Origin of the sequence: Cellulomonas sp. zg-ZUI22, assembly GCF_017353535.1 — a bacterium.
GTDB classification, from domain to species: Bacteria; Actinomycetota; Actinomycetes; order Actinomycetales; family Cellulomonadaceae; genus Cellulomonas; species Cellulomonas wangleii.
Window position 1 is genome coordinate 19,653 of the sequence record NZ_JAFMUZ010000009.1, and the last position, 12,311, is coordinate 31,963.

At 74.3% G+C, this 12,311-nt stretch carries 13 protein-coding genes; 3 read left to right on the forward strand and 10 right to left on the reverse strand.

All coding sequences use genetic code 11. From position 1 onward, the window contains the following. Window positions 1–178: 178 nt before the first annotated feature. Window positions 179–2,140 (reverse strand): right-handed parallel beta-helix repeat-containing protein, encoded by a 1,962-nt coding sequence (locus tag J1G43_RS17265; protein WP_207378932.1) that lies wholly within the window; start codon window positions 2,138–2,140, stop codon window positions 179–181. A gap of 136 nt (window positions 2,141–2,276) precedes the next feature. Between J1G43_RS17265 and J1G43_RS17270 the strand changes: the two genes are divergently transcribed. After that, window positions 2,277–2,846 (forward strand): NADPH-dependent FMN reductase, encoded by a 570-nt coding sequence (locus J1G43_RS17270; protein WP_207341922.1) that lies wholly within the window; start codon window positions 2,277–2,279, stop codon window positions 2,844–2,846. Window positions 2,847–2,902: 56 nt separating this feature from the next. On the opposite strand, the gene J1G43_RS17275 is transcribed toward J1G43_RS17270, so the two are convergent. Continuing rightward, window positions 2,903–3,511 carry a TetR/AcrR family transcriptional regulator gene (locus J1G43_RS17275; protein WP_249670708.1) on the reverse strand — a complete coding sequence of 203 codons (609 nt, stop codon included), beginning with the start codon at window positions 3,509–3,511 and terminating at the stop codon, window positions 2,903–2,905. A gap of 163 nt (window positions 3,512–3,674) precedes the next feature. Between J1G43_RS17275 and J1G43_RS17280 the strand changes: the two genes are divergently transcribed. Further along, window positions 3,675–4,694 (forward strand): aldo/keto reductase, encoded by a 1,020-nt coding sequence (locus J1G43_RS17280; protein ID WP_207341920.1) that lies wholly within the window; start codon window positions 3,675–3,677, stop codon window positions 4,692–4,694. Window positions 4,695–4,705: 11 nt separating this feature from the next. On the opposite strand, the gene J1G43_RS17285 is transcribed toward J1G43_RS17280, so the two are convergent. The 6 genes from J1G43_RS17285 to J1G43_RS17310 all read right to left on the reverse strand — a co-directional run bounded on the left by J1G43_RS17285 (window position 4,706) and on the right by J1G43_RS17310 (window position 9,488). After that, a complete protein-coding gene (locus tag J1G43_RS17285) occupies window positions 4,706–4,918 on the reverse strand; it encodes a CDGSH iron-sulfur domain-containing protein (protein WP_207371020.1) in 213 nt (70 codons plus the stop codon). After that, window positions 4,915–5,901, reverse strand: a complete 987-nt coding sequence (locus J1G43_RS17290) for a glycosyltransferase family 2 protein (protein ID WP_207378933.1) — start codon at window positions 5,899–5,901, stop codon at window positions 4,915–4,917. The genes J1G43_RS17285 and J1G43_RS17290 overlap by 4 nt, the downstream gene beginning before the upstream one ends. Beyond that, window positions 5,898–6,968, reverse strand: a complete 1,071-nt coding sequence (locus tag J1G43_RS17295; protein WP_242635965.1) for an iron-containing redox enzyme family protein — start codon at window positions 6,966–6,968, stop codon at window positions 5,898–5,900. Before J1G43_RS17295 ends, J1G43_RS17290 begins: the two co-directional genes overlap by 4 nt. 170 nt (window positions 6,969–7,138) lie before the next feature. Then, the gene (locus J1G43_RS17300; RefSeq protein WP_207378934.1) at window positions 7,139–7,270 is read right to left on the reverse strand and encodes a chromosome partitioning protein; all 132 of its coding nucleotides are present in this window, start codon (window positions 7,268–7,270) and stop codon (window positions 7,139–7,141) included. Then, the gene (locus tag J1G43_RS17305; protein ID WP_207378935.1) at window positions 7,267–7,425 is read right to left on the reverse strand and encodes a hypothetical protein; all 159 of its coding nucleotides are present in this window, start codon (window positions 7,423–7,425) and stop codon (window positions 7,267–7,269) included. The genes J1G43_RS17300 and J1G43_RS17305 overlap by 4 nt, the downstream gene beginning before the upstream one ends. A gap of 137 nt (window positions 7,426–7,562) precedes the next feature. Continuing rightward, window positions 7,563–9,488 (reverse strand): FAD-dependent oxidoreductase, encoded by a 1,926-nt coding sequence (locus tag J1G43_RS17310; RefSeq protein ID WP_207378936.1) that lies wholly within the window; start codon window positions 9,486–9,488, stop codon window positions 7,563–7,565. A 111-nt stretch (window positions 9,489–9,599) separates the two neighbouring features. On the opposite strand from J1G43_RS17310, the gene J1G43_RS17315 reads away from it, so the two are divergent. Then, the gene (locus tag J1G43_RS17315; protein ID WP_207341914.1) at window positions 9,600–10,148 is read left to right on the forward strand and encodes a TetR/AcrR family transcriptional regulator; all 549 of its coding nucleotides are present in this window, start codon (window positions 9,600–9,602) and stop codon (window positions 10,146–10,148) included. A 39-nt stretch (window positions 10,149–10,187) separates the two neighbouring features. On the opposite strand, the gene J1G43_RS19710 is transcribed toward J1G43_RS17315, so the two are convergent. Together J1G43_RS19710 and J1G43_RS17325 are read right to left on the reverse strand one after the other, a co-directional pair. After that, the gene (locus J1G43_RS19710) at window positions 10,188–11,459 is read right to left on the reverse strand and encodes a PP2C family protein-serine/threonine phosphatase (protein WP_207378937.1); all 1,272 of its coding nucleotides are present in this window, start codon (window positions 11,457–11,459) and stop codon (window positions 10,188–10,190) included. Window positions 11,460–11,576: 117 nt separating this feature from the next. Further along, window positions 11,577–12,074 carry a hypothetical protein gene (locus tag J1G43_RS17325; protein ID WP_207341912.1) on the reverse strand — a complete coding sequence of 166 codons (498 nt, stop codon included), beginning with the start codon at window positions 12,072–12,074 and terminating at the stop codon, window positions 11,577–11,579. Window positions 12,075–12,311: the final 237 nt, after the last annotated feature.

A 12,311-nucleotide genomic window follows, 5' to 3' on the forward strand; every position in this document is an offset into this window, starting at 1 on the left:
TCCGTGGGGTGAGGCGGGGCGGTGGGGGTGCACCCCGGGGGGCCGGGCCGGCAGGCGGACGGCGCGGGCACCTCGCCCGTCACGGTAGCCCGTGCCACGGCACGCGGACGCCCCGCCACCCGGTGACGGGCGGCGGGGCGTCGTGGTGTGGTGCGGCGAGCCGTGCCGGGCGGTCAGGTCAGAGCAGGCGCACGCGCGCGCCGGACAGCCCGCCGGCCAGCGGACCGGCCGGCAGCGCACCGTCCAGCCGGTCGCCGACCAGGTCGGCGTCGAGCACCAGCGCGCCTCCGTCCGGGTCCTCGAAGTCGGCGCCCACCAGGCGTGCGGGCGGCAGCTCGGCACCGGTGACGACGTCGAGCACGGCGGCGCCGGCGCCCGGTACGTCGACCTCGAGCCACACCTCGTCGCCCTGCGTCACGACCTCGACGCGCGCGGGGCCGTCGAGCACGAGCGGGTCGGACTCGCCGTCCGCCGGGCGGGCGCCCCCGACGAACACGTTGCTGCGCGACCAGTAGGGCTGCACGCGGCTGCCGAAGCGGTTGTGGTCACCGTCCCAGCGGTCGCCCATCTCGGTGAGGTACTGCTCCAGCGACGTCGGGTAGCCGTCGTACGCGCTGGTGCCGGTCTGCGAGCCGATGCGGCCCCACGAGTCCGCCGCGTACGCCACGTCGAGGTCGCCGCCGACGAACACGTTGCCGATCCAGCGGTCGTCGCCGGTGAGGATGATCCCGTAGCCGGCCACCTGCGTGGAGTGCGGGCGGTGGTACGGCGTCGCGCGGTCGAGCATCTGCTTGAGCCCGACCGTGCCGCACAGCAGGTTGCGCGCGTACAGGCCGCCCTGGCTGTGGTTCTCCACCGAGACCGGGGACGTCAGCACGTTGTGGTCGACGACGTACGGGCCGTGGCTGACCTCGATGAACAGGTCGCGGGCGTTGTCCCACAGCACGTTGCTCGTGATGCGCGTGCCCTGCGTCTGCCAGTCCAGCCAGATGCCGAGCGAGCAGTCGTGGATGCGGTTGCCCGCGATGACGACGTCGATCGGCGCGTGCAGCTTGATGCCCGCGATCTCGTGCCCGTAGAACTCGCGGTCGTTGGCGATGTCGTGGATGTGGTTGTCCTCGATGCGCGAGAACACGCACCCCAGGTGCCCGACGACCGCGTTCTGACCGCAGTGGTGGATGTGGTTGCGGCGCACCACGTGCGAGCCGATGTGCTCCTTGTCCCAGCCGATCTGCCGGGCGGAGAACACGGACTCGAGCTGGTACTGGTAGCCCGGCTTGTCGCCACGGTCGGTGGCGAAGTTGTCGCCCGTCGACGCCTCCTTGCCCAGCGAGACCGCCGAGCACGTCGCGTCGTGGATGTCGTTGTCCTCGATGACCCAGGCACGTGCCCAGTTGGGCCCGATCAGGCCGGGCTGGTTCGCCGTGGGCGGCGCCCACTGCGTCGCGGCCTGGCACAGCTCGAAACCGCGGACGGTGATGAAGTCGACGTGGTGGTCCTCGGGGAAGAACACGGCGCGGCGCACGTTGATCTCGACCAGCGCCGCGTTCGGGTCGGCGTCGCCGAAGCTCGCGTGGATCGTCGTGACGTCGGCGCCCACCTCGGCGTGCCAGACGCGCTGCGTCCAGTCCGCGTCGGGGACGGGGACGGTCGTGCCGGTCCAGTCGTCGACCTGCTCGGTGCGCCGCGGCGCGGACGTCACGGCGTCGACGCTTGCGACCTCCAGCAGCCGACGGCCGTCGAGGTACACGGCGCCGAGGTGCTTCTTCGGCTCGTCGCGGCCCGGGCGGACCATCCAGTCGCCGTCGACCTCGACGGCGAACGGGTTGACCTCGCCGAACAGCGTGTTCGGCACCTCGACGCGCCACACCCCGCCGCCGACCGGCTCCCAGCCGGTGACCTGCTCGGAGCCGGTGATGCGCACGTGCTCACCGGGTGCGGCCTGGTAGGTGATGCGGCGGTTCTCACCGCGGCCGCCGCGGCGGGGGCGCACCCACTCGCGGTAGACCCCCGCGTGCACGGTGACCGTGTCACCGGGGCGGGCGAGCTGGGCTGCGCGGTCGATGGTGCGCAGCGGGGCGTCCTGCGTGCCGACGGCGTCGTCGGAGCCCTGGACAGAGACGTGGATAACCATTGCCATGAACCGACACTACCCGCGGCCCGACGACGCGACAGCGCGCTGACGCGAGCCGCGCGCCCCCTGCGGTGGCGGGCACCGGAGCACCGCTGAGAGGGTGGACGGGCCCACCCGGGACCCTTCGACGGCGAGGTCGAGCATGAGCACGTACAAGGTCGCGTACTTCGTCGGCAGCCTGTCGTCGACGTCGGTCAACCGGACGCTCAGCAGGGCGCTGGTCCGGCTGGCCCCCGACGACCTGGAGCTCACCGAGATCCCGATCGGCACCCTGCGCCTCTACACCCCCGACCTCGACGACGACTACCCGCCCGAGGCGCGCGCCCTGAAGGACACGCTCGCCGCGTCGGACGCGGTCCTGTTCGTCACGCCCGAGTACAACCGGTCGATCCCGGGTGCGTTGAAGAACGCGATCGACTGGGCGTCGCGCCCGCACGGCCAGAACTCGTTCGACCACATGCCCGCGGCCGTCATCGGCGCGTCCCCCGGCATGATCGGCACCGCGCTGGCGCAGCAGAGCCTGCGGGGCGTCCTCAGCTACTGCAACGCCCGCCAGATGACGTCGCCCGAGGCGTACATCCAGTTCGACCCCGACGTCTACACGGACTCCGGCGAGGTGACGGACGAGGACACCGCGACCTTCCTGCGGGAGTTCATGCAGGAGTTCCGCGACCACGTCCAGCGGGTGCTGGCGGTGCTCCCGCGGGACTGAGCCGCACGCGGCCGGCGCCCCCGGTCAGGTCGGCACCGCGTCACGCCGGCACCGCGTCACGCCGCGGGGTCCGGCACCGTCAGCCCCGCCAGCAGCAGGCGCACCATCGCGCGGGCGTCGTAGGCGGGGTCGGCGCCGCCGGACGCGCACAGGTTGCCGATGCCGCGCAGCAGACCGGCCGCGGGCACGTCGCCGCGCACCTGGCCGGCCGCCCGCGCGGCGTCTAGCAGCGCGTCGCACGCGGGGACGAGCCGCTCGAGGAAGAACGCGTGCATGGCCTCGAACCCCGGCCGGTCGTCGCGCATCGCGGCGGCCAGCCCGTGCTTCGTGACGAGGAAGTCGACGAAGAGGTCGGCCCAGGCGAGCAGCGCCGCGTACGGCGTCGGGCGCTCCCGTAGCAGCGCCGGGGCGGCCTGCGCGCACGCCTCGACCTGGTGGCGGTAGACGGCGACGACGAGGTCGGCGCGGGTCGGGAAGTGCCGGTAGACCGTGCCCATGCCGACGCCCGCCGCCTCGGCGATCGCGCGCACCGGTGCGTCGACGCCGGAGGCCACGAAGACCGCCGCGGCGGCGTCGAGCAGGGCCCGCTCGTTGCGGCGGGCGTCGACGCGCCGGGGGCGGGGCGCGCTCGACGGCTCGGTCGGGACAGGGCGGGACGAGGTCACGCGGGCGCCTCCCTTGCGGAATCGGAGCAATGTTCCGTATGTTGGCGGAGCGACGCTCCGCTTCGTCAGCCTCGCACCCCGCCCGCCACGGCACCAGCGCGCGGCGGGGACAGCGCCCGCCCGCGGTGCACTGCACCCCGGCCCACCCCACCAGGAGAGCCCCATGCGCTACCGCACTCTCGGACGCACCGGCGTCCAGGTCAGCACCCTGGCGCTCGGCGCCATGAACTTCGGCGCCGTCGGCCGCACCGGTCAGGCCGACGTCGACGTCATCGTCCGGACGGCGCTCGATGCCGGCGTCAACGTCATCGACACCGCCGACCACTACAGCCGCGGGCAGTCCGAGGAGATGGTCGGACGCGCGATCGCCGGTCGTCGTGACGACGTCGTCCTGGCCACCAAGGCCATGCTCCCGATGACCGAGGAGCCCAACCACCGCGGGGCCTCGCGCCGCTGGCTCACCCGTGCGCTCGACGACAGCCTGCGACGGCTCGGCGTGGACCACGTCGACCTCTACCAGGTGCACCGGTGGGACCCCGAGACGTCGGACGACGAGACGCTCTCCGCCCTGACCGACCTGCAGCGCGCGGGCAAGATCCGCTACTTCGGGTCGTCGACCTTCCCCGCCTACCGCGTCGTGCAGGCGCAGTGGGCGGCCCGCGAGCACGGGCTCTCGCGGTACGTCACCGAGCAGCCCAGCTACTCCGTGCTGCAGCGCGGCGCCGAGGCCCACGTCCTGCCCGTCGCCCAGGAGTACGGGCTCGGTGTGCTGGTGTGGAGCCCGCTCGCGTCCGGGTGGCTGTCCGGCGCCGTGCGGGCGGGCCGTCCGGTCACGACGAACCGCACCGGCTTCATGCCCGAGCGGTTCGACCTCGAGCTGCCGGTCAACCGCGCGCGTCTGGACGCCGTCGAGCGGCTGGCGGCCGTCGCGGACGAGGCGGGGCTCACGCTGGTCCAGCTCGCCCTCGGGTTCGTCACCGCGCACCCCGGCGTCACGAGCGCACTGATCGGACCGCGCACGCTGGAGCACCTGCACTCCCAGCTCGCCGCGGCCGGGACGGTGCTGACCGAGGACGTCCTGGACGCCGTCGACGCGATCGTCCCGCCCGGTGTGGACCTGGCGCCCGGCGAGAAGATGGACGACCCGCCGTCGCTGCTGGACGCACGGCTGCGACGCCGGTAGGCCGTCGGCCCTCACTCCCCCGTGCGGAACCCGTTGGCCTTGTGCGTGCCGTCGCACCACGGCGGGGTCGCGGTCCCGCCGCAGCGGCACAGCGCGACGGTGCGGCGGGACGGCACGACCGTGCGCCCGTCCGCGTCGACGATCTCGATCGGGCCGCGGACCAGCAGCGGGCCGTCCGGGCAGGGGGTGATCCGCACCGGCCGGCGGGACTCGTCGGCGCTCACGCCGCCGCCCGGGCCGCGGCGACGGCCTCGCGCCGCAGCCGGCGGGTGGACTGCGCCGCCGTGCGGATCCGGGTGCCCCCGTAGGGGACGCCGCCGGTGAACCGGTAGCCGAGCGCGACCCACGACAGGACGGCCCGCTCGGCGAGCCACAGCGGCGCCCACGCGGCCGACGTCGCCGGGTAGAAGCGCGTCCCGCGGTCACGCCGGCGCCCGGCCTCGGCCAGACCCGCCGTGAGGACCACGGCGGCGGCCACCGCCCGCACCGGCCCGTACCGGCGCGCGGACGCGGCCAGCAGCGGCAGCACCGCCAGCTCGGCCACCAGGCGCACGGGCTGGGCGTGGCTGTCGTACGCCTGGCGCAGCCGCTGGTCGACGAACCGGCCGGGCGCCGGCGGGATCCGCCGGACCACGAGGTCCCGCGCGACCCGGGTGCGGCCGCCGCGCGCCTGGACGGTGCGCACCAGCTCGAGGTTCTCGAACAGCACGTGGTCCGCGTAGCCGTGCGGCGGCAGCGCGTCGCGCCGCACCACCAGCGTGCCGGGCCAGTCCCCGCCGACCGCCCGGTTCACCAGCGCACGCCCGGTGTCCCACCGCGCGTGCCACGGCAGCGGGTGGAACGCGTTCTGCGGACGGACCAGGTCCACGTCGTCGAGCATCCGCAGCGCGCGGGCCATCTCGGCAGGCTCCCAGCGGACGTCGTCGTCGGCGACGACGACGTACGGCGCGTCGGAGACCTCCAGCCCTCGTCGCACCCCCTGGGCCTTGCCGTTGCGCCCCGGCACCGGGTGCGGCGCCTCGACGTGGACGACGTCCCGCGGCAGCGTGTGGGCGTTGCGCTCGCGCACGTGCGGCGGCGAGCCGTCGACGAGCACGACGGGCACCTCCCGCACCAGGCCCACCAGGTAGGACAGCGCCTCGACGTCCAAGGGCGTCTCGCTGCGCAGCGGCAGCACGTACACCGCGTCGCGGTGCCGCACGCTCATCGCAGCGGCTCCCGCAGCGACGTCTCACCGGCCTCCCAGCGGTCCAGCACGTGCTGCGCCCACCACCCGTCGAGCGCCAGGCACGCGGCGGCGCCCCACATCACGTCGGCCGCGAGCACCGGGTCCTGCTCGACGAGCCGGCCCGCGAGGTCCCGGCCGGCGATCTGCTCGTGCACCGCGTCGGCCTCGACGTGCTCGTCGAAGTACTCGGTGACGTCGGGCCCCAGGCCGAGGCGGCGCATGCCGTTGCCGTACAGGCGGTTGGGGACGGACGACGTCATCTCGAACGCGGCCAGGTGCCCGACGATCGCGCCGCGCAGACGGCGGTGCAGGCCGAACATCGACATCGCGTTGGGGTGCGCGAGGGTGATCGCCGGGACGTGGTCGACGTAACGCCCGTACGTGTCGTCGAGACCCAGGCCGCGCATCGCGGTGGCGAACAGCGCCGCGTGCTGCCGCTCGGGGTCGCCCGCGCCGTACTCGTCGGACTGGATCTCCATCAGCGCGACCTTGGGCGCACCGCCCAGGCGCGGCACGGACCACGTGTGCGGGTCCGCCTCCTTCAGCTGGTAGACGGACCGGTGGACCAGCAGCTCCTCGAGCTGGGAGCGGTCCGCGCGGCGCGCGATCCAGCGGGACATGCTCGGGCCGCCGTCGGCGGACGTCAGGGCGAACAGGGCGGCAGCGACCTGCTGCGCGGACGAGCCCTCCGGCAGGTCCGGGACGGCGACGCGCTCGCGCAGCTCGGCCTCGACCAGCTGCTCCAGGGCGGCACGGGCGCCCAGCACGTCGGGCTGCCACTCCCAGTCGTCGTCGACGCCGGCCAGGCCCCGGTAGTGCAGCTCGTACATGCACGTCAGGGCGAGCTGCACGTCGTCGTGCTCGAGCCAGGAGCCGGACGGGGCCGCGACGACGTCCGCGACGGACGCGTGCAGGGACCCGGGGTCGGCGGTCCACGTGAGGACGCGGAGCAGCGTGTCGCTCAGCGGGCCGCGGGGGGTCGGGACCGGCATCGGGGACTGCTCCCCGGTCGTGACGGGCGCCGGGGACGGCAGCTGGGTGGTCATCGAGCTCCTCCTGCAGGTAGGCGCCCCGCTCGGCGCCCGCTCATCGTGGCCCGACCCCCCGGACCCCGCCACCGGGGGGCACGTGCCACGGGTCACGCCCACCCGGTCGCGTGCACCGCGCACCCGCCGGCGCGCCGGGGCGTCGCGCCCGGGGCCCGCAGCGGTGCACGTCAGGACGGGTCGGCGCCCTCGCCGTCCGGGGCGTTGCCCTCGTGGTCGTCGGGGATCGGGTCGGGGTCGACGCCGAGGGACGGCAGGTCGGGCTGCTTCCCGTCGAAGCTGTCCGGCAGGCCCTCGCTCATGTGTCGTCCCGCGGGTTGAGGTTGGCCGACTCCGCGTCGGTGTCGGCGTCCTGGTCGGGGTCGCCCTGCGCGGCAGCCCCGGTGCGGGGGTTGAGGTTGGCGGGGTCGGCGTCGGGGTCCTGGTTCGGGTCGTAGCCCGTGGTCTCTTCGCTCATGCTCTCCACGTTCGCACCGGCACGCGCGGCTCGCACCCGGACGCCCGCGCCGACGGCGCACGGGCATGCGTGAAGGGTTGGTGCCGGGATCCGGCACCAACCCTTCACGCACCGACCGGACGGGCCGGCCGGGTGCGTCAGATCGCGGCGCCCGCGGCGTAGCCCGCGTGGATCGCGTCGCCGACCTTCGACGGCTGCACGCAGTCCCCCACGACGTGGGTGGCCGGGCGGCCCGCGAGCGCGTCGGGCAGCGCACGGTCGGGGCGGACGCCGAACGCCAGCAGCGCCGTGTCCGCCGCCAGCTCGACGACGCCGTCCGGCCCGTCGCACACCACCGTGCCGTCGCCGATCGCGGTGACGCGGTGGCCGGTGAGCACCCGCGCCCCGACCTCGGCCAGCCGGCGCAGCAGCGCGACGCGGTTGTGCACGACCATGTCGGCGGCGATCTGCGGGGCGGCCTCGACGATCGTCACGTCGTGCCCGTCGAGCGCGAGCTCGAGCGCGGCGTCGGCCCCGGACAGCCCGCCGCCGCACACGACGACGCGCGGTCCGACGTGCGCGCCGCGGTGGAAGTCGAGCACGTGCACCGCGGACAGGCCGTCGGCGCCGGGGACGGGCGGCGCCCAGGGCGTGGAGCCCGTGGCGACCACGACCGCGTCGGCGTCGGTGAGCTCGGGGGCGTCGGGGGTGACCTCGTGGTCGAGGTGGACGGTCACACCGAGGCGCGCCATCTCGCCCTCCCACCAGTCGACCATGCGGTGCAGCTCGCGCTTGAACTCCGGCGTGGCGGCGGGCTCGAGGACGCCACCGAGCCGCGGCCCGCGCTCGTAGAGGTCGACCTTGTGGCCGCGCTCGGCGGCGACGCGTGCGGCCTCCAGCCCGCCGGGGCCGCCCCCGACGACCGTGACCGCACGGACCACCGGCGTCGGCAGCAGCACCCGCGTCGCCTCCTGCGCGGCCTCCGGGTTGACCGAGCACCCCAGCGCCTTGCCGGCCACGACGTTGCCGATGCACAGCTCGTTGCAGCGGATGCACGGGCGCACCTGCTCGGCCCGTCCCTCGGCGACCTTGCGGACCAGGTCGGGGTCGGCGATGACCATGCGGCCGAACCCGACGAAGTCCGCCGTGCCGTCGGCGAGGGTCTGCTCCGCCAGGTCGGGCGTGAGGTTGCCGTTGACGGCGACGGGGATGCGCAGGACGGGCTTCACGACCTCGGCGTCCGGCAGGTACACGCCGTCGCCCATGTAGTACGACGGGAACGAGTAGTCGATGGCCTCGTAGGAGCCGGCGTCGACGAGCAGCACGTCGAGCCCGGCGTCCTGCAGGATCACGGCGAGCTCGCGCGCCTCGTCGGGGGTGCGGCCTCCGGGGAACCCCTGGCGGACGCTGATGCGCATGGACAGCGGGAAGTCGGCGCCGCCCTCCTCGCGCACGATCCGGATCATCTCCGTGGCGAAGGTCGCGCGGCCCCGGACGTCCCCGCCGAACCGGTCGGTGCGGGTGTTCCACACGGACGACAGGAACTGGTCGGTGAGGTACCCGGTGTGCCCGTGCAGGTCGATGGCGTCGAAGCCGCACTCCAGGGCGCGGCGGGTCGCGGCGCGGAACCGGTCCAGGACGTCCTCGACCTGCTCGGTGCTCAGCGCGCGGCAGCGGACGCTCGGGTCCATGAGCGTGGGGCAGTCGGACGCCGAGAACGGGGGCAGGCCGCCGGGGCCGCCCGGCATGATCCGCCCGAGGCCCGGGGTGAGGTTGGCGCTGATGAGCCCGCCGGCGCGGTGGACCTCGGCGACGGCGTCGCGCAGCGGGGCGACGTGCCGGTCGTGGGTGAGGCTGATGGTCGAGCCGGTGGGCAGGTCGTAGACGTCCTGCGTCTGGATCGACTCGGTGATGAGCAGGCCGACGCCGCCGCGCGCCCGGGCGACGAGGTACGCCACGCCCGCGGCGGAGATCGTGCCGTCGGCGTTCGCCGTGTGGGTGCCCATGGGCGGCATGAAGGTGCGGTTGGGCAGCTCGAGAGAGCCCCAGCGGGCGGGCTCGAGCATGCGGGGGTGGCGCGTCACAAGGGCTCCGATCAGGGAAGGGATCGAAACGGACGACCGCGTCCGTTTCTGTTCCCGAGTATTGCGGCGGCCCGCCCGCGACGTCGGGGATCAACGTCCTAGACTTCGTGGGTGACCTCCGCGCGACGGGACGCCGCGCGCAACCGCGCCGCCGTCATCGCCGCGGCCGAGCGCGTCTTCGCCGCCCAGGGTCTGACCGCCCCGCTCAGCGAGGTCGCCCGCGAGGCGGGGGTGGGCCGCGCGACCGTCTACCGCCACTTCCCCGACCGGTACGCGCTCGCGGCCGGGCTCTACGGGCAGCATCTCGACGACGCCGCGCGGCTCGCCACCGAGCGCGCGGGGCAGCCCGGCGCGTTCGAGGCCGTCGTGCGACGCATCGCCGAGGGCCAGCGCCGGCTCGCGGGCCTGTTCCCCCTGCTGCGCTCGGCGCCCGACGCCGCCGGCCACCTCGACGCCCTGGGCGAGCGCATCGGCACCCTGGTGACCCGGCCGCTGGCCGATGCCATCGACCTGGGCGAGATCTCCGCCGACGTCACGGTCGCCGACATCCACCTCGTCCTGATGATGGTCGAAGGTCTGCTCGCGTCCCAGGACGATGACGAGCGCGGCCCCGCGCTGGACCGCGGGCTGACGATCGCGCTCGCGGGGCTGCGGCCCTGACCGTCCCGGCCCGCGTGCGCACGTCAGCCGCTGCCGGGCCTACCGGGCGGCGTCCGCCCCGTGGCGGGTCCGGCGGTGCGTGGAGCCGCCGTGCCACTCGAGCAGCAGCAGGGCGGCGTCGTCCTGGACGTCGGCGCCGACCTTCTCGAGGAACATGCGCGAGATGTCCTGCGCGACGTTGCGGGGGTGCTGGTCCGCCGTGTCGCGCAGCGCCGCGGGCAGGTCGAACGCGGCGGCGCTGCGCTCGAGCATGCCGTCGGTCATCAGCAGGAGCCGGTCTCCCGGGTACATCTCGATCTCCTGAGCCTGGTACTCGTGCGGCCGCATCCCGAGCAGCGGGTTGTTGGCGGGAGCGACGGTCGTGACGTGACCGTCGTGGAGCAGGAGCGCGCCGGGGTGCCCGGCGTTGATGATCCGGACCACGGCGCCCTCGCCGCTGCCCTCCTTGTCGTCCACGGACCGGAGGTCGATCTCGAGGAGCATCCCGGTGACGTAGGCACCGCCGTGGGGGACGCCCTGGTCGATGAGGGCCATGTTGGCGGCGTGCGCCTGCTCGACCAGGTCGGCGCCCTGCCGGCGGGCGTTGCGCAGCGCGTTCACCGTGAGCGTCGCGATGAGAGCGGCGTTCAGGTCGTGCCCGGTGGCATCGGTGAGGGTGGCGACCAGACGGTCGCCGGACGCCACGTAGTCGAAGGTGTCGCCGGCCGCGCTGGCCGAGGGCTCGAGCCAGCCGGCGATCGTGAAGGACCCTCCCTCGCACACGAAGCCCAACGGCAGCAGCCGACGCTGGATCTCACGGGGCAGGGTGAACTCGGCCGAGCGCATGGCCGTCTCGTAGGTGTCGGTGTGCCGCTGGTTCGCGACCAGCACGTAGGCCAGGGCGTGGGCGACGGCTGCGAGCTGCTCGGCGCGGACCGGGTCGAGCTCGCCGTCGGCGGCGTCCGGACGCTCCTCCGCGCCGTCTCCCCCGCCGTCCACCGTCGCGTCGCTCGGCGGCAGCTGCACCGCCAGGACGCCCAGGGCGTCGCCCCGCACGGTGACGGGTGCGTACGCGCGCCGGCGCGCGGCGTCGTGGATGATGCACTGCCCGCGCCACGCCCGCCCCGGGTCCGTGCCGTCGAGCGAGAAGCGGGTGGCGGGGTCGCCGTGGTCGATGAGGGTGTTCCCCGCCGCGTCGGCGATCAGGAACGTGGCCGACTCGACGCCGAGGCTCCGCCGCAAAGCGTCCGCAGCGGCCGACATCGCGTCGGCCGGGGAGACGTCCTCCGCGGCTGTGAGCAAGGCAGAGATGTCGACTGGTGCGGGCGTCACGCCATGAGGGTGCCACGCCTGCTGGACGACCGCACGAGAAGTGCCTGTGGGGTTGCACCGACAGCGCGAGCGGTGGAAGGGACGCCGCGCGCCCCTTCCACCGCTCGTCAGGACGTGTCAGCGCGTGGCGGCGGCGTCCTGCTGGTAGGTGTCGACGCGGTCGTCACCCTCCACGTCCTTCGCCAGCAGGAAGGCGCCGACGGCCCAGACCGCCGCACCGATCAGGCCGACCCACACGCCGATGTCGGTCGCCAGACCGTCACCGCGCTCGAGGCCGCCCATCGGGTTGATCGCGAAGGCCAGGCACTGGATGGCCGCGGCGATGCCGACGGCCATGGTGACCAGCGTGAGGCCGCGGTGCTGGCCCCGCCGGGCCAGCTTGTTCGCGTAGAGCAGGGCGATGAGCAGCCCGAGGCCCAGGTAGGCGATGAAAGGGACGACGGAGTCGGTCTCGTAGCCCGTCCTCGGGTCGGCGTCGCCGCCCGGGTTCACCCAGTTGAGCAGGGGCGAGATGTTGAACAGCACGATCCCGAGGGCGGCGACGACCAGGCCGGTGGTCGCCGCGCGGCGAGGCTCGTGGGTGGCGTTGCCACCGTTTGTGCGGGGTGCAGCCATGAAAGCCTCCAGTGAGGGAACGGTTGTGCGTGAACCGCAACGGTTGCACCCCGGAGTCGACCACGCGACCTGAACGGCATTTTTCGGGCATTCTGGCCCGATTCCGTAGAAACGGGCTCCCATATCGGCGCGCGGGTGCCCGTGCAACGTCGAAGCGTTTCACCACTGGATGCCGTCGTCCTGCTACGCCACCGTGAGGCCGTTGTGAACGTTCACGGCTGGGTCGGACGCGTGCCA

Bases quoted from the DNA above. Each gene is read 5' to 3' on its own strand.
- J1G43_RS17305 (WP_207378935.1), bottom strand. From the start codon at position 7,425: ATGAGCGAAGAGACCACGGGCTACGACCCGAACCAGGACCCCGACGCC.
- J1G43_RS17280 (WP_207341920.1), top strand. From the start codon at position 3,675: ATGCGCTACCGCACTCTCGGACGCACCGGCGTCCAGGTCAGCACCCTG.
- J1G43_RS17300 (WP_207378934.1), bottom strand. From the start codon at position 7,270: ATGAGCGAGGGCCTGCCGGACAGCTTCGACGGGAAGCAGCCCGACCTG.
- J1G43_RS17325 (WP_207341912.1), bottom strand. From the start codon at position 12,074: ATGGCTGCACCCCGCACAAACGGTGGCAACGCCACCCACGAGCCTCGC.
- J1G43_RS17290 (WP_207378933.1), bottom strand. From the start codon at position 5,901: ATGAGCGTGCGGCACCGCGACGCGGTGTACGTGCTGCCGCTGCGCAGC.
- J1G43_RS17265 (WP_207378932.1), bottom strand. From the start codon at position 2,140: ATGGCAATGGTTATCCACGTCTCTGTCCAGGGCTCCGACGACGCCGTC.
- J1G43_RS17270 (WP_207341922.1), top strand. From the start codon at position 2,277: ATGAGCACGTACAAGGTCGCGTACTTCGTCGGCAGCCTGTCGTCGACG.
- J1G43_RS17295 (WP_242635965.1), bottom strand. From the start codon at position 6,968: ATGACCACCCAGCTGCCGTCCCCGGCGCCCGTCACGACCGGGGAGCAG.